The sequence below is a fragment of the Pseudomonas sp. LS-2 genome (assembly GCF_003605735.1).
GTDB lineage: Bacteria > Pseudomonadota > Gammaproteobacteria > Pseudomonadales > Pseudomonadaceae > Aquipseudomonas.
In genome coordinates this window covers 157,937-178,017 of the sequence record NZ_QXTJ01000033.1, presented here as the reverse complement: position 1 = coordinate 178,017, position 20,081 = coordinate 157,937, and the positions used below count along the sequence as shown (strand labels likewise).

16 protein-coding genes and 1 pseudogene are annotated in these 20,081 nt (G+C 60.1%); 12 read left to right on the top strand and 5 right to left on the bottom strand.

Features of this window, described 5'->3' with window-relative positions:
• The first annotated feature begins 196 nt into the window (after positions 1–196).
• The 7 genes from D3M70_RS19035 (at position 197) to D3M70_RS19005 (ending at position 8,331) form a co-directional block, all read left to right on the top strand.
• Positions 197–733, top strand: coding sequence for a DUF2059 domain-containing protein (locus D3M70_RS19035; protein WP_120127238.1), 537 nt, complete (start codon positions 197–199; stop codon positions 731–733).
• A 12-nt stretch (positions 734–745) separates the two neighbouring features.
• The gene (locus tag D3M70_RS19030; RefSeq protein WP_120127237.1) at positions 746–1,042 is read left to right on the top strand and encodes a BolA family transcriptional regulator; all 297 of its coding nucleotides are present in this window, start codon (positions 746–748) and stop codon (positions 1,040–1,042) included.
• Between the two features lie 285 nt (positions 1,043–1,327).
• Positions 1,328–2,293 (top strand): rhodanese-related sulfurtransferase, encoded by a 966-nt coding sequence (locus D3M70_RS19025; RefSeq protein WP_120127236.1) that lies wholly within the window; start codon positions 1,328–1,330, stop codon positions 2,291–2,293.
• A gap of 36 nt (positions 2,294–2,329) precedes the next feature.
• Positions 2,330–2,932: a DsbA family protein gene (locus D3M70_RS19020; RefSeq protein WP_165869847.1), complete on the top strand. Its 603-nt coding sequence runs from the start codon at positions 2,330–2,332 to the stop codon at positions 2,930–2,932.
• Between the two features lie 46 nt (positions 2,933–2,978).
• Positions 2,979–4,760: an ABC transporter ATP-binding protein gene (locus tag D3M70_RS19015; protein WP_165869848.1), complete on the top strand. Its 1,782-nt coding sequence runs from the start codon at positions 2,979–2,981 to the stop codon at positions 4,758–4,760.
• A gap of 271 nt (positions 4,761–5,031) precedes the next feature.
• Positions 5,032–7,497 (top strand): EAL domain-containing protein, encoded by a 2,466-nt coding sequence (locus tag D3M70_RS19010; RefSeq protein ID WP_120127234.1) that lies wholly within the window; start codon positions 5,032–5,034, stop codon positions 7,495–7,497.
• 36 nt (positions 7,498–7,533) lie between these two features.
• Positions 7,534–8,331, top strand: coding sequence for a TenA family transcriptional regulator (locus D3M70_RS19005; protein ID WP_120127233.1), 798 nt, complete (start codon positions 7,534–7,536; stop codon positions 8,329–8,331).
• 4 nt (positions 8,332–8,335) lie between these two features.
• On the opposite strand, the gene D3M70_RS19000 is transcribed toward D3M70_RS19005, so the two are convergent.
• From D3M70_RS19000 to D3M70_RS18980, 5 genes are all read right to left on the bottom strand, one after another.
• A complete protein-coding gene (locus tag D3M70_RS19000; protein ID WP_120127232.1) occupies positions 8,336–9,262 on the bottom strand; it encodes a GGDEF domain-containing protein in 927 nt (308 codons plus the stop codon).
• 337 nt (positions 9,263–9,599) lie between these two features.
• Positions 9,600–10,346: a YciK family oxidoreductase gene (locus D3M70_RS18995; protein ID WP_120127231.1), complete on the bottom strand. Its 747-nt coding sequence runs from the start codon at positions 10,344–10,346 to the stop codon at positions 9,600–9,602.
• Between the two features lie 90 nt (positions 10,347–10,436).
• Positions 10,437–11,108, bottom strand: coding sequence for an N-acetylmuramic acid 6-phosphate phosphatase MupP (gene mupP / locus D3M70_RS18990; protein ID WP_120127230.1), 672 nt, complete (start codon positions 11,106–11,108; stop codon positions 10,437–10,439).
• Between the two features lie 3 nt (positions 11,109–11,111).
• Complete coding sequence (ubiG, locus tag D3M70_RS18985) at positions 11,112–11,810, bottom strand: bifunctional 2-polyprenyl-6-hydroxyphenol methylase/3-demethylubiquinol 3-O-methyltransferase UbiG (protein WP_081567551.1); 699 nt, start codon at positions 11,808–11,810, stop codon at positions 11,112–11,114.
• A 70-nt stretch (positions 11,811–11,880) separates the two neighbouring features.
• Positions 11,881–13,209 (bottom strand): TRZ/ATZ family hydrolase, encoded by a 1,329-nt coding sequence (locus D3M70_RS18980; RefSeq protein ID WP_120127229.1) that lies wholly within the window; start codon positions 13,207–13,209, stop codon positions 11,881–11,883.
• Between the two features lie 223 nt (positions 13,210–13,432).
• On the opposite strand from D3M70_RS18980, the gene mtnA reads away from it, so the two are divergent.
• From mtnA to pheA, 5 genes and pseudogenes are all read left to right on the top strand, one after another.
• Complete coding sequence (mtnA, locus tag D3M70_RS18975) at positions 13,433–14,509, top strand: S-methyl-5-thioribose-1-phosphate isomerase (protein WP_120127228.1); 1,077 nt, start codon at positions 13,433–13,435, stop codon at positions 14,507–14,509.
• Between the two features lie 305 nt (positions 14,510–14,814).
• Positions 14,815–16,310: pseudogene (locus D3M70_RS33390) on the top strand (DNA topoisomerase (ATP-hydrolyzing)); the annotation flags it as partial.
• A gap of 1 nt (position 16,311) precedes the next feature.
• Positions 16,312–17,565: DNA gyrase C-terminal beta-propeller domain-containing protein (locus tag D3M70_RS33385; protein WP_305955093.1), on the top strand; the 1,254-nt coding region annotated here is incomplete at its 5' end.
• A gap of 281 nt (positions 17,566–17,846) precedes the next feature.
• A complete protein-coding gene (gene serC / locus D3M70_RS18965; protein ID WP_120127226.1) occupies positions 17,847–18,932 on the top strand; it encodes a 3-phosphoserine/phosphohydroxythreonine transaminase in 1,086 nt (361 codons plus the stop codon).
• Complete coding sequence (gene pheA, locus D3M70_RS18960) at positions 18,932–20,026, top strand: prephenate dehydratase (RefSeq protein WP_120127225.1); 1,095 nt, start codon at positions 18,932–18,934, stop codon at positions 20,024–20,026. The genes serC and pheA overlap by 1 nt, the downstream gene beginning before the upstream one ends.
• The last annotated feature ends 55 nt before the right edge of the window (positions 20,027–20,081 follow it).

Below are 20,081 nucleotides of genomic sequence, written 5' to 3'. Positions count from 1 at the left end.
GCGGCTGCACGGCTGAACAAGCCCGTTCAGTGTGCGACAAAATGCGCGGTCCGGTCGTGTGAAACCTTCCAGAGATGTCGTTGTCCCCCTGTAGTGATTCGACCGCTCGTAGCGGCAGGGGTTGAGCGTGGGGCGAAAAGGGGCGCAGAATGTCCGGCCTTGGGGTTCAGCCTCGCCTGCTAGATAAGGAAACTCGATGACCCGTCTTCGCGCCATCTGTGCTGCGGTCGCTCTGGTGTGTGCCAGCGGCCAGGCTCTTGCCGCCACCGCCAGCCATGAGGCCAGTGCTGTAGCGTTCCTCAAACTGGCTCACGCCGATCAGTTGGGTGCGCCGATCTACATGCAAGCGCAGCAAATGTTCGCCCAGCGTTTCGCCGAAACCAAAGCGCCGGATTCCAAGAAAGCCGTGCTGGAGAAGTATCAGGCCCAGGCCAACGCCGCTCTGGACAAGGCCATTGGCTGGGACAAGCTGCAGCCTGACATGGTCAAGCTCTACACCGACAACTTCAGCGAACAAGAGCTGAAAGATCTGGTGGCCTTCTACCAGTCTCCGCTGGGCAAGAAAGTCCAGGCCAAGATGCCTCAGATCAGCCAGCAATCGTTCCAGATGACTCAGGAAAAACTGCAACCTGCAGTGCCTGCGGTCACCAAACTGCTGGAGTCCATGACCAACGAACTGGCTCCGGCTGGCAAAGGCGCTGCTGCACCGGCTGCCCCGGCCAAGAAGCCATAAGCGAAGCCTGACATGAGCATGCAACAGCGAATCGAATCCGCGCTGGCGGTCTTTCAGCCCGAGTACATTCAGGTCCTCAATGAAAGCCACATGCACAGTCGCGGCTCGGACACTCATTACAAAGCCGTGGTGGTCAGCGAGCAGTTCGCTGGCCTCAACGCCGTCAAGCGCCACCAGAAGGTCTACGGCCTGCTGGGGGGGCTGATGGGTGAGTTCCATGCCTTGGCATTGCACACCTACACCCCGGAAGAATGGTCAAAGCTGGGCGCTGCGCCTGCGTCGCCGACCTGTGCCGGGGGGCATGACTAAGATCTGATGCTCAGTTCTGTAGGAGCGCGCTTGCCCGCGATAGCGATCTGTCTGACCCCTCTCTGGTGTCTGACACGCCGCATATCGCGGGCAAGCGCGCTCCTACGGGATTGGGGTCATGCCAAATACTTCAATTGACCCACATCAATCCCCGCTGATCCACCGCCCTCTCTGTTCCCCTCCGATTTTTGCTAGAATCCGCGCCGCGTTGCCTGGTCGGCACGCTTTCACCTGAATCATTCATCCGGTAGGCCCTTTGCGAGGGTCACCACCTGGAGACGCAACATGACCCAAACCGCCCCCATCGTTGTCGCGGCGCTGTACAAATTCGTCACCCTTTCGGACTACGTCGAACTGCGCGAGCCGCTGCTCAAGGCCATGGTCGATAACGGTATAAAAGGCACGCTGCTGATCGCCGAAGAAGGCATCAACGGCACGGTTTCCGGTAGCCGCGAAGGCATCGACGGGCTGATGGCCTGGCTCAAGAACGACCCGCGCATGGACGACATCGACCATAAAGAGTCCTATTGCGACGATCAGCCGTTCTACCGCACCAAAGTCAAACTCAAGAAAGAGATCGTCACCCTCGGCGTCGAAGGCGTGGACCCGAACAAGGCGGTCGGCACCTATGTCGAACCACAGGACTGGAACGCGCTGATCGCCGACCCCGAAGTGTTGCTGATCGACACCCGTAACGACTACGAAGTGTCCATCGGCACCTTCGAGGGCGCCATTGACCCCAAGACCACGACCTTCCGTGAATTCCCCGAGTACATCAAGGCCAACTTCGATCCGGCCAGGCACAAGAAAGTCGCGATGTTCTGCACCGGCGGCATTCGCTGCGAAAAAGCCTCCAGCTACATGCTCGGCGAGGGTTTCGAAGAGGTGTATCACCTCAAGGGCGGCATCCTCAAATACCTGGAAGAAGTGCCGCAGGAAGAAAGCCAGTGGCGTGGCGATTGCTTCGTGTTCGACAATCGCGTCACCGTGCGCCACGACCTGACCGAAGGCGACTACGATCAATGTCATGCCTGCCGTACACCGATCAGCGCTGAAGACCGTGCCAGTGAGCACTATTCGCCGGGCGTCAGTTGCCCGCATTGCTGGGATACGCTGAGCGAGAAAACCCGCCGCAGCGCCATCGACCGGCAGAAGCAGATCGAACTGGCCAAGGCACGCAATCAACCGCACCCGATCGGTCGCAACTACCGCCTGGCAGACGCCAACGACACGCAAACCAACGAGGCCTGAGCCATGCACGCCCGCCTGCTTTATGTGATGGACCCGATGTGTTCCTGGTGCTGGGGCTTTGCGCCGGTAGCCGATGCACTGGTCGAGCAGGCGAGGGCGGCGGGCTTGCCGCTGCATCTGGTGGTGGGTGGCTTGCGCACGGGCAGCGGCGCGGCTTTGGAGCCGGCCACCAAGCGCTACATCCTCGAACACTGGCACGCGGTGCAGGACACCACAGGCCAGTCGTTCAAGTTCGAAGACGCCTTGCCCGACGGTTTCGTCTACGACACCGAGCCCGCCTGCCGCGCCATTGTCGCCGCGCGCAGCCTGGCCCCGGACATTGCCTGGAAACTGGTCAAAGAAATTCAGCAGGCGTTTTATCTGCAAGGTCGCGACGTCACACAAGCCACGGTATTGGCTGAACTGGCTGAAAAAGCCGGGTTGCCGCGGATCGAATTCGCCGAGGCCTTCGACAGTGCTGAACAGCATGCCGCCACGGCTTCTGATTTTTCCTGGGTGCAGGATCTGGGTATCGCTGGCTTCCCCACCTTGCTCGCCGAACGTAACGGCCAGTTGGCCCTGCTGACCAACGGCTATCAACCTCTCGAAGAACTGGCGCCGCTGCTCAGCCGTTGGCTGGAGCGCGCGGCCTGTGCGTAACGACGTCGATATAGAAAGCCCGGCACCCTCCAGAACCGGCGCGGGGCTGCTCGATCGCCTCGATTGGACACAGATTCGTCGCTTGGCGCTGCACCATAAAAAGTCGCTGTGGATTGCCAACGGCATCGCTGTGCTGGCGGTGCTCTGTTCGGTGCCGATCCCCTTGCTGCTGCCATTGCTGGTGGACGAGGTGTTGCTGGGCAAAGGTGATTCGGCGCTGATCTTCATGAATCGCTTCCTGCCGCAGAGCCTGCACAAGCCGATCGGCTATATCGGACTGATGCTCGTCGCCACACTGTGCCTGCGGTTGGGGGCATTGCTCTTCAACGTTATTCAGGCACGGCTGTTCGCGGGCCTTTCCAAGGACATCGTTTACCGTATCCGGACACGCCTGATCGAAAGACTCAAGCGTATTTCTCTGGGGGAATACGAAAGCCTGGGGAGCGGCACGGTGACAGCGCATCTGGTCACCGATCTCGACACGCTGGACAAGTTCGTCGGCGAGACGCTGAGCAAGTTCCTCGTCGCGATGCTGACACTCACCGGCACGGCCGCGATTCTGGTCTGGATGCACTGGCAACTGGCGCTGTTGATCCTGCTGTTCAACCCGTTGGTGATCTACGCCACAGTGAAGCTGGGCAAGCGGGTCAAGCACCTGAAGAAGCTGGAGAACGACAGCACCTCGCGCTTCACCCAGGCGCTGACCGAAACCCTGGATGCGATTCAGGAGATTCGAGCCAGCAACCGTCAGGGGTATTTCCTGGGTTTGCTGGGGTCACGGGCGAGGGAAGTGCGCGATTACGCCGTTGCCTCGCAGTGGAAGAGTGACGCTTCGGGGCGCGCGAGCGGTTTGCTGTTTCAGTTCGGTATCGACATTTTTCGCGCCGCCGCGATGCTCACCGTGCTGTTCTCGGACCTGTCCATCGGCCATATGCTCGCGGTGTTCAGCTACCTGTGGTTCATGATCGGCCCGGTGGAGCAACTGCTAAACCTGCAATACGCCTTTTATGCCGCCGGTGGCGCGCTGACCCGTATCAACGAGCTGCTGGCGCGTGCCGACGAACCTCAATATGAGGGGCGTCTCAATCCTTTCATGGGTCGCGAAACCGTCAGCATCGATGTGCGCGGCCTGAGCTTCGGTTACAGCGAGGAACTGGTTCTGGATCATCTCGACCTGTCGATTACACCAGGAGAGAAGGTGGCGATCGTCGGGGCCAGCGGCGGAGGCAAAAGCACCCTGGTTCAGTTACTGCTGGGCCTCTATAGCCCCACGGCCGGAACCATCCGCTTCGGGGGTGCGAGCCTTGAGGAGATCGGGCTTGAGACCGTTCGTGAAAATGTCGCGGTGGTCTTGCAGCATCCTGCGCTGTTCAACGATACCGTTCGGGCGAACCTGTCGATGGGACGCGAACGCAGCGACGAAGCCTGCTGGCAGGCACTGGAAATCGCCCAGCTCGACGCTACTATCCGGGCGTTGCCGCACGGGCTGGACAGTGTCGTCGGGCGTTCGGGCGTGCGCTTGTCCGGCGGACAGCGTCAGCGGCTGGCGATTGCGCGCATGGTGCTCGCCGACCCGAAAGTCGTCATTCTCGATGAAGCGACCTCTGCACTGGACGCCGCCACCGAGTACAACCTGCATCAAGCCCTGAACCGATTTCTCAGCGGCCGAACCACCCTGATCATTGCCCACCGCCTGTCAGCGGTGAAGCAGGCTGATCGCGTGCTTGTCTTCGACGGTGGCAGCATCGCCGAGGATGGTGACCATCAGCAGCTGATTGCCGACGGCGGTCTCTACGCCCGTCTTTACGGGCATCTGCAACAACTCTGATACACCTTGTCGGTTTTTCGCATAAGCCGTATCAAATGGCGTATCGCCAGTGGAACACGTCAATTCTTGGGCTATGCTTGAGCCTTATCGTCCGGGAAAGTGTGAAAAGCGTCATATTTACGTCTCTTCTTTTCCAGGTTTACGAATGGGTTGCTGTACAACGTGTGAGAGTTATCCGTTGCATCGTGGAAATTAGCCGAGTCCCCTGACGGCCAGGAAGGTCGCCTGCGCCTGGGGAGCGAGTACGGGCAGTGCTGATGAAAGGGACACCATGAAGCAAAAGCGGATCCTCGAGAAGCCCCGTCTTCTGGGCATCGTCTGGCCATTTATCGCCGTGGTTCTGTTACAGGCGCTGCTGGGTTGCGGCAGCCTGTACATGATGTCGGCCGTGCGCAGCTATGTCGGCGGAGAGAGCCTCTGGTCCAAAGGGCAGAAGGACGCGATCTATTATTTGAATCTCTACGCCAACGGTCGCGATGAGATCAATTACATGAAGTACCAGCAGGCCATCGCCATCCCCCAGGGTGGGCACGACCTGCGTGTGGCAATGGACCAACCGGTTCCCGACATCGCACGCGCCACTGCAGGCATTCTGCAGGGTGGTAACCATCCCGACGATGCACAGGGCATCATCTGGCTCTATCTCAACTTTCGGCATTTCAGCTACCTGGAGAAGGCCATCGATCTGTGGAAGATCGGTGACAACTACCTGGTCCAGCTCGACGAAGTCGCCCGGGAAATGCACGCGCGCATCCTCGAAGGCAGCGCCACCAACGGCGATGTTCTCGCCTGGCGGCAGCGGATCAACGCGATCAACGAGGGCGTCACGCCAGCCGCCATGGCTTTCAGCGACGCGTTGGGCGAAGGGTCGCGGGTGATCTTGCGGATCCTGCTGGTGGTCAATCTTGCCACTGCGGTGTTTCTGATCATTCTGGCGCTGCTGCGTACGCATAAATTGCTGGAGCAACGCCACGCTTTCGCCACCGCCCTGCAGATGGAGAAAGAGCGGGCGCAGATCACGCTGGAGTCCATTGGTGACGGGGTGATCACCACCGATGTCGACGGCTCGATCGCCTACATGAACCCCGCTGCCGAGCAGATGACCCATTGGAAGAACGAGCAGGCATCCGGTTTACCGCTGGCGGCGCTGTTCAATCTGCTCGACGAGAATGACCAAAAGGACAGTTCGACCCTGATCGAGCATATCCTCGGCGGCAAGTTGGGTGGAGGCAGCGAAAACTCCAAACTGATTCAACGGCTGGACGGCAGCACGGTGTCGGTTGCGTTGGTGGGCTCACCGATCCGTACCGAGGGCAAAGTCAGCGGCGCGGTGCTGGTGCTGCATGACATGACGCAGGAACGGCAATACATTGCCAACCTGTCCTGGCAGGCGACTCACGACGCACTGACGGGCCTGGCCAACCGCCGAGAGTTCGAATACCGGCTGGAACTAGCACTGAACGGGCTGGCGCAGAAGCCGGGTCGTCATGCGGTGATGTTCCTCGATCTGGACCAGTTCAAGCTGGTCAACGACACCAGCGGCCATGCGGCGGGTGACGAATTGCTGCGGCACATTTGCGCACTGCTGCAGCAGGGCATACGCGAGGGCGATACCCTGGCGCGACTGGGTGGGGACGAGTTCGGCATTCTGCTCGAACACTGCTCGCCGGAGTCGGCGGAAAGGATTGCCGAAGGCCTGCGCCAGACCGTGGAGAGCCTGCATTTTGTCTGGAAGGGCCGGCCTTTCGTGACCACGATCAGTGTGGGTCTGGTGCACATTTCCGATATGCCCGCGACACTGGAAACATCGTTGCGTGCCGCCGACATGGCCTGCTACATGGCCAAGGAAAAAGGCCGCAACCGGGTTCAGGTCTACCACGATGACGATTCCGAGCTGTCCACGCGCTTTGGCGAAATGGCCTGGATTCAACGCCTGCACATGGCGCTGGAAGATAACCGCTTCTGTTTGTACTCCCAGGAAATTGCCGCGCTCAGCCGCGACGCCGGGCACAGTAACGGTCATGTGGAAATCCTGCTGCGCCTGCGTGATGAATCCGGCCGCATGATCCTTCCTGACAGTTTCATTCCCGCCGCCGAGCGCTACGGGATGATGACCACCCTGGATCGCTGGGTGGTGCAGAACGTATTCAAGATCATCGCCGATTGCCTCCACGACAATCATCGTTCGGGGCCTCTGGCGGTGTGCGCCATCAACCTGTCCGGCACGAGCATAGGTGACGACGCTTTTCTTGAATATTTGCGACAGCAGTTCCAGATCTACGCAATACCTCCTGAACTTATCTGTTTTGAAATCACCGAAACCAGTGCGATCGCCAATTTGGGCAGTGCTATTCGGTTCATTAACGAACTCAAAAGTCTGGGATGCCGTTTTTCACTGGATGACTTCTGTGCAGGCATGTCGTCATTCGCTTACTTGAAGCATTTGCCTGTGGATTTCTTGAAGATCGATGGCAGTTTCGTAAAAGACATGCTCGACGACCCGGTCAACCGGGCGATGGTGGAAGTGATTAACCATATCGGGCACGTGATGGGCAAACAGACGATCGCTGAGTTCGTCGAAAGCCCCCAGATAGAGCAGGCGTTATTGGAAATCGGTGTGGACTACGCTCAGGGGTACGTTATCGAGCGACCGCAATTATTCACCTGTGAATGTCTGCACGCACGGCCCGCGAGGCAGACCCCAATGTTGTTCAGCGCACCCGGGACTTTTCGCTGAACGACCCCGATGCAACACAACATAAGGAGCTACACAGTGATCGATATGTTCATTAGAACCGGTCCGCTGATGGATGCCAGCAGTTACCCCGCTTGGGCTCAGCAATTGATTCAGGATTGCAGTGAGGCCAAGGCACGCGTGGTAGGGCATGAACTTTATCAACGTATGAGAGATGGGCGGCTCAGTTCGAAAACCATGCGCCAGTACTTGATTGGTGGATGGCCCGTCGTTGAACAATTTGCGGTCTACATGGCGCATAACCTGACCAAGACCCGTTTTGCCCGTCACCCGGGCGAAGACATGGCGCGTCGCTGGCTGATGCGCAATATTCGGGTTGAACTCAATCATGCCGATTACTGGGTAAACTGGAGCGCGGCCCACGGGGTCACGTTGGAAGACCTGCAAGCGCAGCGGGTTCCGTCAGAGTTGCACGCACTCAATCACTGGTGCTGGCACAGTTGTTCGTCGGAGCCTCTGGTCGTCGCGATCGCAGCCACCAACTACGCCATTGAAGGGGCGACCGGCGAATGGTCTGCTGTCGTATGCTCGCAAGAGACGTACGCAGATATGTTCCCGCCGGACCTGCGCAAGCGCGCCATGAAGTGGCTCAAGATGCACGCGCAGTACGATGACTCCCACCCCTGGGAAGCCCTGGAGATCATTTGCACCCTGGCGGGCAACAACCCCAGCGAGCAATTGCAGGCTGATCTGCGGATGGCGATCTGCAAGAGTTACGAGTACATGTACCTGTTTCTGGAACGTTGTATGGTTCTGGAGCGGCCTCAAGAAGCGAACGCACCAATGCGCGAGCGTCGCTTCGCGGTTCGCGCCTGAGGTCTCAGCCGGCCATTTCCAGGCGATTGCGGCCCTGGCGCTTGGCGGCGTACAGGGCCGTATCGGCACGGCGCACCAGGCTGTCGGGGGATTCTCCCGGCAGCAGCGTCGAGCAGCCCAGGCTGACCGTCAGTTCCACTGGCCGACCGTCGACCGGATAAGTGAGTTGCAGTGCCGCGTTGCGCAGGCGTTCGCCTACCAGCGCGGCTGACTCACGACCGGTATTGGTCAGCACGATCAAAAACTCCTCCCCACCGAATCTGAAGACCTGGTCGATGTTGCGCAGACGATCCTTGATCGCGTCCGCCACCGCCCGCAGCACTTCATCGCCCGTGGCATGGCCGTGGGTGTCGTTGATCTCTTTGAAATGATCGATATCCAGCATCAGCACCGAAAGCGGTTGCTGCTGGCGTCGGGCAATTTCAGCCTCTCGTGTCAGCGACTGCTCCATGGCGATTCGATTCCCCGCACCGGTCAGAGGATCGCGCAGCGCGCTCAGGCTCGCATTGCGATAAAGCAGGGCATTGCGAAGGGGAAACAGCAGATTCGCCAGCAGCGACTCGAGCTGGGACAGCTCTTGCTCGGTGAAGCGCTTGTCGCGCTGGAACACCAGTTCACCCATCTGTTCGCCTTCATGGGTCATGCAATAACTGGCGTTATGCCGAGCCCGTTCACCGAACTCCACACGCAAATCGGTGCCAAGATGCTTGTAGGTCAAGGCGTGTAGCGTGATGAACTGCTGCACGCTGCTGAAAAACATCGCCAGGATCTTGTCCGCCTCAAGGCTGGTCTGCAACAGCATCCCAAGCCGGCGTTGTAACTGCTCGTAGTCCAGAGGCTGCAGTGCAGCACTGTGCGCAGGTACCAACCCGAGACGCTGTAGCCTGGCGCTGTCAAAATCAATGGCGTTGGTTCTTGTTGGAAAACTCATGTTTTCGCTCCTGCGCCTCTCATCGGGCTTGATGTCGATAGAGCGAAAGTCATGCCAATTCGGTCGTCATACAGAATCGCTATAGAAATCAGGTGGTTAGCGTTGAAAGGTAGCGACAGGGTGAGCGTCGGCGCCTTGGGATTGGCTAACGTAGCGACTTACTGGCCAAGTGACTACAAAGAGGCGACGGAAAACCGCCGAGAAGACGAAAGGCGTGGTGGCCGTTGAGCCGCATTGATGGGAAATCGTCTGTAGCAGTCCGGCTTGCCGGCGGTGGCTTTTTCAACATCGCTGCCGCCGGCAAGCCGGACTGCTACAGGGGAAGTGCGAAATTTGCTTATTTCTTTTGTGCGTCGAATGCCTGGCCGTTGATGCCTGCACTGTCGGGGCCCATCAGGTACAGGTACACCGGCATGATCTCTTCCGGCGTCGGATTGTTCAGCGGGTTTTCCGCCGGGTACGCCTGGGCGCGCATGTCGGTGCGGGTGGCGCCGGGGTTGATGCTGTTGGCGCGCACCGGCGCCACGCCTTCGACCTCGTCAGCCAGTGTCTGCATCAAGCCTTCGGTGGCGAATTTGGACACCCCGTAGGCGCCCCAGTAAGCCCGGCCCTTGCGGCCGACGCTGCTGGAGGTGAACACCACCGAGGCATCCTGCGATAACTTGAGCAGTGGCAACAGAGCCGCGGTTAGCATGAACGTCGCGTTGACGTTGATGTGCATCACGCGCATGAAGTGCTCGCCAGACAGCTGCTCGATCGGCGTACGCGGGCCGATGATCGAGGCATTGTGCAGCAGGCCATCGAGACGACCGAACTCAGCCTCGATCATCGCCGCCAGTTCGTCGTACTGATGGGGCAGGGCGGTTTCCAGGTTGAAGGGGATCACCACCGGTTGTGGATGACCCGCTGCTTCGAGTTCGTCATAGAGGGCGGTGAGGTTCGCCTCTGTCTTGCCCAACAGCAGGACCGTTGCGCCGTGCGCGGCGTAGGTCCTGGCGGCGGCGGCACCAATGCCGCGTCCTGCACCAGTGACCAGAATGACACGGTCCTTGAGCAGTTCGGGGCGAGCGGAATAATTGAACATGGGGGCCTCGTCAAAATAGATCAGCAGCGCCGATCAGTTGATCGTGCCCACGCTCTGCGTGGGCACGATCATCAATGTCTGTCCGCGTGATCAGCAACCACAAAGCGCGTTGTCGAGCACCTTGCGCAACTCCAGCGGGTGATCCACCACCACATCGGCACCCCAATGGTTCGGGTTGTCGTGGGGATGAATATAGCCATAGCGCACGGCGGCCGTTCGGGTACCGGCATCGCGTCCCGACTCGATGTCCCGCAGATCGTCGCCGACGAACAGCACGCTGGCCGGGTCCAGGTCGAGCATCTTGCACGCCAGCAGCAGCGGCTCTGGATCCGGTTTGCTTTTGGTCACATGGTCCGGGCAGATCAGCACCGCCGAGCGTTCCGCCAGGCCCAGTTGCTCCATGATCGGCTGGGCATAACGCACTGGCTTGTTGGTCACCACGCCCCAGATCAGCTTTGCCTTCTCGATGTCTGCCAGAAGCTCCGCCATGCCGTCGAACAGCTTGCTGTAGACGGCGCAGTCCTTCTGATAGCGTTCCAGAAACTCAAGGCGCAGCGCCTCGAATTCCGGTTCGTTGGGCGAAAGGGCGAAGGCCGCTGAAACCATCGCCTTGGCGCCGCCAGAGATTTCGTCGCGTATCAGCTTGTCCGCCACCGGCGCAAAGCCGCGCTCGGCGAGCATGGCCTGACAAATGGCGATGAAGTCCGGCGCGGTGTCGAGCAGGGTGCCGTCCATGTCGAATAGAACTGCTCTCAAACGCATGGATCAGGCCCCCCGCAGCGTCTGGATCATGTAGTTGACGTCGACGTCGCTGGCCAGCTTGTAATGCTTGGTCAGGGGGTTGTAGGTCAGGCCGATGATGTCCTTGACCTCGAGACCGGCATTGCGGCTCCAGGCGCCCAGCTCGGAAGGGCGGATGAATTTCTTGAAGTCGTGGGTGCCCCGCGGCAGCAGGTTCATGATGTATTCGGCGCCGATGATCGCGAACAGGTAAGCCTTCGGATTGCGGTTGATGGTGGAGAAGAACACCTGACCGCCCGGCTTGACCATCTTGTAGCAGGCGCGAATGACCGACGAAGGATCGGGCACGTGCTCCAGCATCTCGAGGCAGGTCACCACGTCGAACTGCTCGGGCATCTCTTCGGCCAGGGCTTCGGCGGTGATCTGGCGGTATTCGACGCTGACGCCGGACTCCAGCTGGTGCAGCTGCGCGACCGCCAACGGCGCCTCGCCCATGTCGATGCCGGTAACCGTGGCGCCGCGCAGAGCCATCGCTTCGCTCAGGATGCCGCCGCCGCAGCCGACGTCCAGGACTTTCTTGCCTGCCAGGCTGACGCGCTCGTCGATCCAGTTCACCCGCAGCGGGTTGATGTCGTGCAGCGGTTTGAATTCGCTGTTGCGGTCCCACCAGCGGTGAGCCAGGGCTTCAAATTTGGCGATTTCGGCGTGGTCGACGTTGCTCATGTGTGATCCCTCTCAAACTTGAAATTCGGTATTCGGCCACGGCAGTTCGCCATGGCGACGCAAAAAAGATTCAGCCCTTGGCGGCGATGCGGCTGCCCCAGGCTTTGGCGGTTCGTGTCAGTGCTTCTTCGTCCATGCGCGTCAGACGCTTGTCCAGAAGCAACGGCTTGCCTGCGACCCAGACATGACTGACGCAGTCGCGGCCGCTGGCGTAAATGAGCTGGGAGACAGGGTCGTAGATCGGCTGCTGCGCCAGGCCCGACAGGTCGAAGGCGACCATGTCCGCAGCCTTGCCAAGCTCGAGGGAGCCGGTGTGGTCTTCGATACCCATGGCCCGCGCGCCATTGAGTGTTGCCATGCGCAGGGCGCGGTGGGCGTCCAGCGCGGTGGCGGAACCGGCGACGGCCTTGGCCAGCAGCGCGGCGGTGCGGGTTTCTCCCAGGAGGTCCAGATCGTTGTTGCTGGCCGCTCCGTCGGTCCCTATCGCGACATTGACCCCGGCCTGCCACAGTCGCTCGACCGGGCAAAAACCGCTGGCCAGCTTCAGGTTCGATTCCGGGCAATGAATCACGCTGGAATTGCTTTCGACCAGCATCGCCAGGTCTTCATCGCTGATCTGCGTCATGTGCACCGCCTGGAAGCGCGGCCCCAGCAGGCCAAGGCGTTGCAGGCGGGCGAGCGGGCGCTCCTGACGTTGCTGCACGGCCTCGTGCACCTCGAATGCGGTTTCATGGACGTGCATGTGAATCATCGCATCCAGTTCGTCGGCGATGACCCGGATCTTCTCCAGGTTGTCGTCGCTGACGGTGTACGGCGCGTGCGGACCCAGTGCGATCCTGATGCGGTCGTGATGGGCCAGATCGTTGAACAGCTCCACCCCGATGTGCAATGACTCGTCGGCGCTGCGGGCACCGGGTATCGGGAAGTCCAGCACCGGGACGGTGATCTGTGCCCGAATGCCACTGTTGTGAACGCGTTCACACGCGACCTTTGGAAAGAAATACATGTCAGAGAAGCAGGTGATGCCGCCCTTGAGCTGCTCGGCGATGGCGATATCGGTGCCGTCGCGAACGAAATCCTCATCGACCCATTTGCTTTCGGCGGGCCAGATATGGTCCTGCAGCCAGCTCATCAGTGGCAGATCGTCGGCCAGGCCGCGGAACAGTGTCATCGCCGCGTGCCCATGCGCGTTGATCAGGCCGGGGCTGAGCAACATGCCGGGCAGTTCACGAACTTCTCTGGCGTTCTGCCGCAGCGCTTCTGCCCGCGGGCCGATGTACGCGATCAGGCCATCGCGAATGCCGATACCGTGTTGCTGAAGAACCACGCCCGCCGGTTCGACCGGGACCAGCCAGTCTGGCAGGAGCATAAGGTCGAGCGGGGCAGCGGCGTCGGGCATGGGAAAGGCATCCAGTGACTTATTTCGGGGACGGCGAAGTATACCCGAGCGCCTTGGCAGGCGGCTCGCTATAATCGGCCGCTTTTTCAGCTGCTGGCTATTTGACTCATACCCATGCAGCCCTGTAGGAGTGAGCTTGCTCGCGATAGCCATGGCTTTGTCACCGCGATGACAGAGCGGGTGGTGCCTCAGGTTTTCAAATTTTCATCATGTGGGGTGTGCAATGCGCGATCGATTACTGGCTGCGGAGAAAGTGAAGGCCATCGATTGGCGGGAAGGCACGCTGTATCTGCTGGATCAGCGGATTTTGCCCTTCGAGGAAACCTGGCTCCCCTATCGCTCGGCTGCCGACGTGGCAGAGGCAATTCGTTCGATGGTAGTGCGTGGCGCGCCTGCAATTGGCATCGCTGCGGCCTACGGCCTGGTGCTGGCCGTCAACGACCGGTATGCCGCCGGTGACGACTGGCAAATGGCGCTGGAAGAAGATTTCGACCTGCTGGTCAATGCCCGGCCGACGGCTGTAAATCTGTTCTGGGCGTTGAACCGCATGCGCGAGCGGCTCTATCGCCTGAAGGATCATGAAGACCCGCGTGCGGTGATGGAAGCGGAAGCCATCGCGATCCATTTAAGCGATCGTGAGGCAAACCTGACCATGGCGCAGCTGGGTTCGGAGTGGATTCGCAAGCATCAGGGCAATCTGCAGACGGTGCTGACCCACTGCAACGCCGGGGCGCTGGCGACTGGCGGTTTCGGCACGGCCCTGGGCGTGATTCGAGCCGCCCATATAGAAGGCATGATCGAGCGCGTCTACGCCGACGAAACTCGTCCCTGGCTGCAAGGGTCGCGCCTGACGGCCTGGGAGCTGGTGAATGAAGGCATTCCCGTTACCGTGACCGCAGACTCTGCGGCTGCACACCTGATGAAGACCAAAGGCATCACCTGGGTCATCGTCGGCGCGGATCGCATCACTGCCAACGGGGATGTCGCCAACAAAATCGGGACCTATCACCTGGCGGTTGCGGCCATGCACCACGGCGTGCGTTTCATGGTCGTTGCTCCCAGCTCGACCATCGACATGAACCTGGCCAGCGGTGAAGACATTCCGATTGAAGAGCGTGACGCAAAGGAACTGCTCGAAATCGGCGGCCAGCGGGTAGGGGCCCAAGTCGATGCCTACAATCCCGTTTTCGACGTGACGCCCGCGGACCTGATCGACGTTATCGTGACCGAAAAGGGCATCGTCGAGCGTCCCGACACCGCCAAACTGGCTCAGTTGATGTGCCGTAAGCGCCTGCATTGATCCGTTGGCCACCGGTAATACTTCCCGTCCCGTGAGGCGCTAGCAGGCCCTGTAAGCGCTTCTCAGGGCTCTGCTGGCGAAATGGCTCGTTTTCGGCGTTCTCAAAGGCTTCGTGCCTGACGGCGATTGTGGTAACATCCGGCGGTTTCCAAGGGGGCGCATTGCGGCCCTCTTTACTGCGCAAATCCATGGCATAACTCGCTGATTTGTCGTAAGTCGTCGCCAGGCAATCGCCGGCGGCGGCGAGCTTCGTTCATCCCGGATGGATGTACGAGGTTTCACCAGAAAAAGGAATCAGGCTTCTCATGGGCGAACTGGCCAAAGAAATCCTCCCGGTCAATATCGAAGACGAGCTGAAGCAGTCCTACCTCGACTACGCGATGAGCGTCATCGTCGGACGAGCTCTGCCCGATGCACGCGACGGCTTGAAGCCCGTGCACCGGCGTGTACTGTACGCAATGAGCGAACTGGGTAACGACTGGAACAAGCCGTACAAGAAATCCGCTCGTGTGGTCGGTGACGTCATCGGTAAGTACCACCCGCATGGCGACACGGCCGTCTACGACACCATCGTACGTATGGCGCAACCCTTCTCCCTGCGCTACCTGCTGGTAGACGGCCAGGGCAACTTCGGTTCGGTGGACGGCGACAACGCCGCGGCCATGCGATACACCGAAGTGCGCATGACCAAGCTGGCGCACGAGCTGCTGGCGGACCTGCACAAGGAAACCGTCGACTGGGTGCCCAACTACGACGGCACCGAGCAGATTCCGGCGGTCATGCCGACCCGTATCCCCAACCTGCTGGTCAACGGTTCCAGCGGTATCGCCGTGGGCATGGCGACCAACATTCCGCCGCACAACCTCGGTGAAGTCATCGACGGCTGCCTGGCGCTGATCGACAACGGCGACCTGACCGTCGACGAGTTGATGCAATACATCCCGGGCCCGGACTTCCCTACTGCGGCCATCATCAACGGCCGTGCCGGCATCGTCGAAGCCTACAAGACCGGCCGTGGCCGCATTTACATGCGCGCCCGTTCGATCGTCGAAGACATCGACAAGGTCGGCGGTCGCCAGCAAATCGTCATCACCGAGCTGCCGTACCAGCTGAACAAGGCGCGTCTGATCGAGAAGATCGCCGAGCTGGTAAAAGAAAAGAAACTGGAAGGCATCACCGAACTGCGCGACGAGTCCGACAAGGACGGTATGCGCGTGGTCATCGAGCTGCGTCGCGGTGAAGTGCCTGAGGTCATCCTCAACAATCTCTACGCCCAGACCCAACTGCAAAGCGTTTTCGGCATCAACATCGTTGCGCTGATCGACGGCCGCCCACGGATCCTCAACCTCAAGGACCTGCTGGAAGCCTTCATCCGTCACCGTCGCGAAGTCGTTACCCGTCGCACCGTGTTCGAACTGCGCAAGGCCCGCGAGCGTGGTCACATCCTCGAAGGTCAGGCGGTTGCCCTGTCGAACATCGACCCGGTCATCGAACTGATCAAGGCGTCGCCGACACCGGCCGAAGCGAAAGAAGGCCTGATCAACACGCCGTGGGAATCGAGCGCCGTGGTCGAGATGGTCGAGCGCGCTGGCGCCGAATCGTCCCGTCCGGAAAACCTCGATCCTCAGTATGGCCTGCGTGACGGCAAGTATTTCCTGTCGCCGGAACAGGCCCAGGCGATCCTGGAACTGCGCCTGCACCGTCTGACCGGTCTGGAGCACGAAAAACTGCTGACCGAGTATCAGGAAATCCTGACTCAGATCGGCGAGCTGATCCGCATCCTCAACAGCTCCACGCGTCTNTACGGCGACGTGCGCCGCACCGAAATCCTCGATGCGCGTCTGGATCTGACCCTGGGCGACATGATCCCGGAAGAAGAGCGCGTCGTGACCATCTCCCACGGTGGTTATGCCAAGACTCAACCGCTGGCCGTGTATCAGGCTCAGCGTCGCGGCGGTAAAGGCAAGTCGGCCACGGGCGTCAAGGATGAGGACTACATCGCTCATCTGCTGGTCGCCAACAGCCATACCACGCTGCTGATGTTCTCCAGCAAGGGCAAGGTGTACTGGCTCAAGACCTACGAGATTCCGGAAGCGTCCCGCGCTGCCCGTGGTCGTCCGCTGGTCAACCTGTTGCCGCTGAGCGAAGGCGAATACATCACCACCATGCTGCCGGTGGATCTGGAAGCCATGCGCAAGCGGGCTGACGAAGAAGAGGCAGAGGGCGCCGAGTCCGACATCGAAGACATCGAGAACGCCAACGAGACCGAAGAAGAGCGCAAGGCGCGGGTCAAGGCAGCAGACAAGAAGAAGGCGCCATTCATCTTCATGTCCACCGCCAACGGCACCGTCAAGAAGACCCCGCTGGTGGCGTTCAGTCGTCAACGCAGCGTGGGTCTGATCGCGCTGGAACTGGACGAAGGCGACATCCTGATTTCCGCCGCGATCACCGATGGCGAGCAGGAAATCATGCTGTTCTCCGACGGCGGCAAGGTCACTCGCTTCAAGGAATCCGAAGTCCGCGCCATGGGCCGTACCGCTCGCGGTGTGCGTGGCATGCGCCTGCCAGAAGGGCAGAAGCTGATTTCCATGCTGATCCCCGAAGAGGGCAGCGAGATTCTCACCGCTTCCGAGCGCGGTTATGGCAAGCGTACCGCCATCACCGAGTTCCCTGAGTACAAGCGTGGCGGTCAGGGCGTTATCGCCATGGTCAGCAACGAGCGTAACGGCCGTCTGGTCGGTGCGGTTCAGGTGCAGGACGGCGAGGAAATCATGCTGATTTCCGATCAGGGCACTCTGGTTCGTACCCGTGTCGACGAAGTGTCGAGCCTGGGCCGCAACACTCAGGGTGTGACCCTGATCAAGCTGGCCAAGGACGAAAAACTGGTTGGCCTGGAACGCGTTCAGGAGCCATCGGAAATCGAGGGCGAAGAGCTGGAAGGCGAGGAATTCGACGGTGAAACGGTGGACGGCGAGGTTGTGAACCTCTCCGATTCCGACGAATCGACGAGCGATCTGCAAGCCGATGCTGCCGACGAAGAACAGTCGCAGGACTGACGTTGAAAAAGGGGGATTCAGGTCCCCCTTGATGGAGTGTTTGCTGGTCACGATGGCGGTGATACCGATGAGCCGCATCGCGACCGTCGTGACCTCCGATTGCTCCTACAGTTGATCCGGATCGGGTCGCAACGATACGGTGTACGTGAACCCTGTAGGAGCAATCGGAGTTTGCGACGGTCGCGAAGCGGTTTGACTGCCACCCCACAATCGTGACCTTCGATAGCTCCCGCAACGCCTTCACCCGTTTCAAATCAAACGCGTTACTGACGAGAGTGGATATGAGCAAGCGAGCCTTTAACTTCTGCGCCGGCCCAGCCGCGCTTCCTGATGCTGTCCTGCAGCGTGCCCAGGCTGAAATGCTGGACTGGCACGGCAAGGGCCTGTCAGTAATGGAGATGAGTCATCGCAGCGACGATTACACAGCCATCGCGGTGAAGGCCGAGCAGGATCTGCGCGAGCTGCTGTCCGTCCCCTCCAACTACAAGATCCTGTTCCTGCAAGGCGGTGCCAGCCAGCAGTTCGCAGAGATTCCGCTGAACCTGCTGCCTGAAAACGGCACGGCTGACTACATCGAGACTGGCATCTGGTCGAAGAAGGCCATCGAGGAAGGGCGTCGCTTCGGCAACATCAATGTGGCCGCCAGCGCCAAACCGTTCGATTACCTGGCGATCCCGGGTCAGAACGAGTGGAATCTGAGCAGCAATGCGGCGTACGTGCACTACGCCTCCAACGAGACCATCGGTGGCCTGCAGTTCGACTGGGTGCCTGAGACCGGCGATGTTCCTCTGGTCGTCGACATGTCTTCGGACATCCTGTCGCGCCCGATCGACGTGTCGCAATTCGGCCTGATCTACGCCGGCGCACAGAAAAACATCGGCCCTAGCGGATTGGTGGTGGTGATCGTTCGCGAAGACCTGCTGGGCCGCGCCCGCAGCAGTTGCCCGACGATGCTCGACTACAAGATCTCGGCCGATAACGGTTCGATGTACAACACCCCGGCAACTTATTCCTGGTACCTCTCGGGTCTGGTATTCGAGTGGCTCAAGGAGCAGGGGGGCGTCGATGCCATGGAAAAACGTAACCGCGCGAAGAAGGAGCTTCTCTACGGCTTTATCGATGGCAGCGATTTCTACAGCAACCCGATCAGCCACAACGCCCGTTCGTGGATGAACGTGCCATTCCGTCTGGCTGACGAGCGTCTGGACAAAGCGTTCCTGGCCGGTGCCGATGCCCGCGCTCTGCTCAACCTCAAAGGGCACCGTTCGGTCGGCGGCATGCGCGCTTCGATCTACAACGCGCTGGGTCTGGATGCCGTCGAGGCGCTGGTGGCCTACATGACCGAATTCGAGAAGGAACACGGCTAATGTCCGAACAGGAGCTCAAGGCACTGCGGGTTCGCATCGACAGCCTGGACGAAAAGGTCCTGGAGCTGATCAGCGAACGCGCACGCTGCGCGCAGGAAGTGGCGCGCGTCAAGATGGCCGAACTGGCCGAAGGCGAGGAGCCGGTTTTCTACCGCCCCGAGCGTGAAGCGGCGGTGCTCAAGCGCGTCATGGAACGCAACCGTGGTCCACTGAGCAACGAAGAGATGGCGCGTCTGTTTCGCGAAATCATGTCTTCGTGCCTGGCGCTGGAGCAGCCGCTCAAGGTCGCTTATCTGGGCCCGGAAGGCACATTCACCCAGGCCGCTGCGCTGAAGCATTTCGGTCATGCTGTGATCAGCAAGCCGATGGCAGCCATCGACGAAGTGTTCCGCGAAGTCGCCGCCGGTGCGGTTAACTTTGGCGTCGTCCCGGTGGAAAACTCTACCGAAGGTGCGGTCAACCACACCCTGGACAGCTTCCTCGAACACGACATGGTCATTTGCGGTGAAGTCGAGCTGCGTATTCACCACCATTTGCTGGTCGGCGAAAACACCAAGACCGACAGCATCAGCCGCATCTACTCCCACGCCCAGTCGCTGGCTCAGTGCCGCAAATGGCTGGACGCGCATTACCCGAATGTCGAGCGCGTGGCGGTTTCCAGCAATGCCGAGGCCGCCAAGCGCGTGAAGAGTGAGTGGAACTCCGCTGCTATCGCTGGCGACATGGCCGCTGGTCTCTACGGCCTTTCGCGCATTGCCGAGAAGATCGAAGACCGTCCGGATAACTCGACGCGCTTTTTGATGATCGGCAGTCAGGAAGTGCCGCCGACCGGTGACGACAAGACCTCGATCATCGTATCGATGAGCAACAAGCCGGGTGCCCTGCATGAATTGCTGGTGCCTTTCCACGAGAACGGCATCGACCTGACGCGCATCGAGACCCGGCCATCACGCAGCGGTAAATGGACCTACGTGTTCTTTATCGACTTCGTCGGTCATCACCGCGACCCGCTGATCAAGGCGGTGCTGGAACGGATCAGTCAGGAAGCCGTGGCACTCAAAGTGCTGGGCTCCTATCCCAAGGCCGTTCTCTAGGCGGTTTTGTCCTGCGGCAGCACGGCACCCGGCGGGAGCGTTCTGAAGATCGCCC

Coding starts and splice junctions, on each gene's coding strand:
- pheA (WP_120127225.1), top strand. CDS start 18,932: ATGTCCGAACAGGAGCTCAAGGCACTGCGGGTTCGCATCGACAGCCTG.
- ubiG (WP_081567551.1), bottom strand. CDS start 11,810: ATGAGCAACGTCGACCACGCCGAAATCGCCAAATTTGAAGCCCTGGCT.
- D3M70_RS19010 (WP_120127234.1), top strand. CDS start 5,032: ATGAAGCAAAAGCGGATCCTCGAGAAGCCCCGTCTTCTGGGCATCGTC.
- D3M70_RS19000 (WP_120127232.1), bottom strand. CDS start 9,262: ATGAGTTTTCCAACAAGAACCAACGCCATTGATTTTGACAGCGCCAGG.
- D3M70_RS19020 (WP_165869847.1), top strand. CDS start 2,330: ATGTGTTCCTGGTGCTGGGGCTTTGCGCCGGTAGCCGATGCACTGGTC.
- mtnA (WP_120127228.1), top strand. CDS start 13,433: ATGCGCGATCGATTACTGGCTGCGGAGAAAGTGAAGGCCATCGATTGG.
- D3M70_RS18995 (WP_120127231.1), bottom strand. CDS start 10,346: ATGTTCAATTATTCCGCTCGCCCCGAACTGCTCAAGGACCGTGTCATT.
- mupP (WP_120127230.1), bottom strand. CDS start 11,108: ATGCGTTTGAGAGCAGTTCTATTCGACATGGACGGCACCCTGCTCGAC.
- D3M70_RS19035 (WP_120127238.1), top strand. CDS start 197: ATGACCCGTCTTCGCGCCATCTGTGCTGCGGTCGCTCTGGTGTGTGCC.
- D3M70_RS18980 (WP_120127229.1), bottom strand. CDS start 13,209: ATGCCCGACGCCGCTGCCCCGCTCGACCTTATGCTCCTGCCAGACTGG.
- D3M70_RS19025 (WP_120127236.1), top strand. CDS start 1,328: ATGACCCAAACCGCCCCCATCGTTGTCGCGGCGCTGTACAAATTCGTC.
- serC (WP_120127226.1), top strand. CDS start 17,847: ATGAGCAAGCGAGCCTTTAACTTCTGCGCCGGCCCAGCCGCGCTTCCT.
- D3M70_RS19030 (WP_120127237.1), top strand. CDS start 746: ATGAGCATGCAACAGCGAATCGAATCCGCGCTGGCGGTCTTTCAGCCC.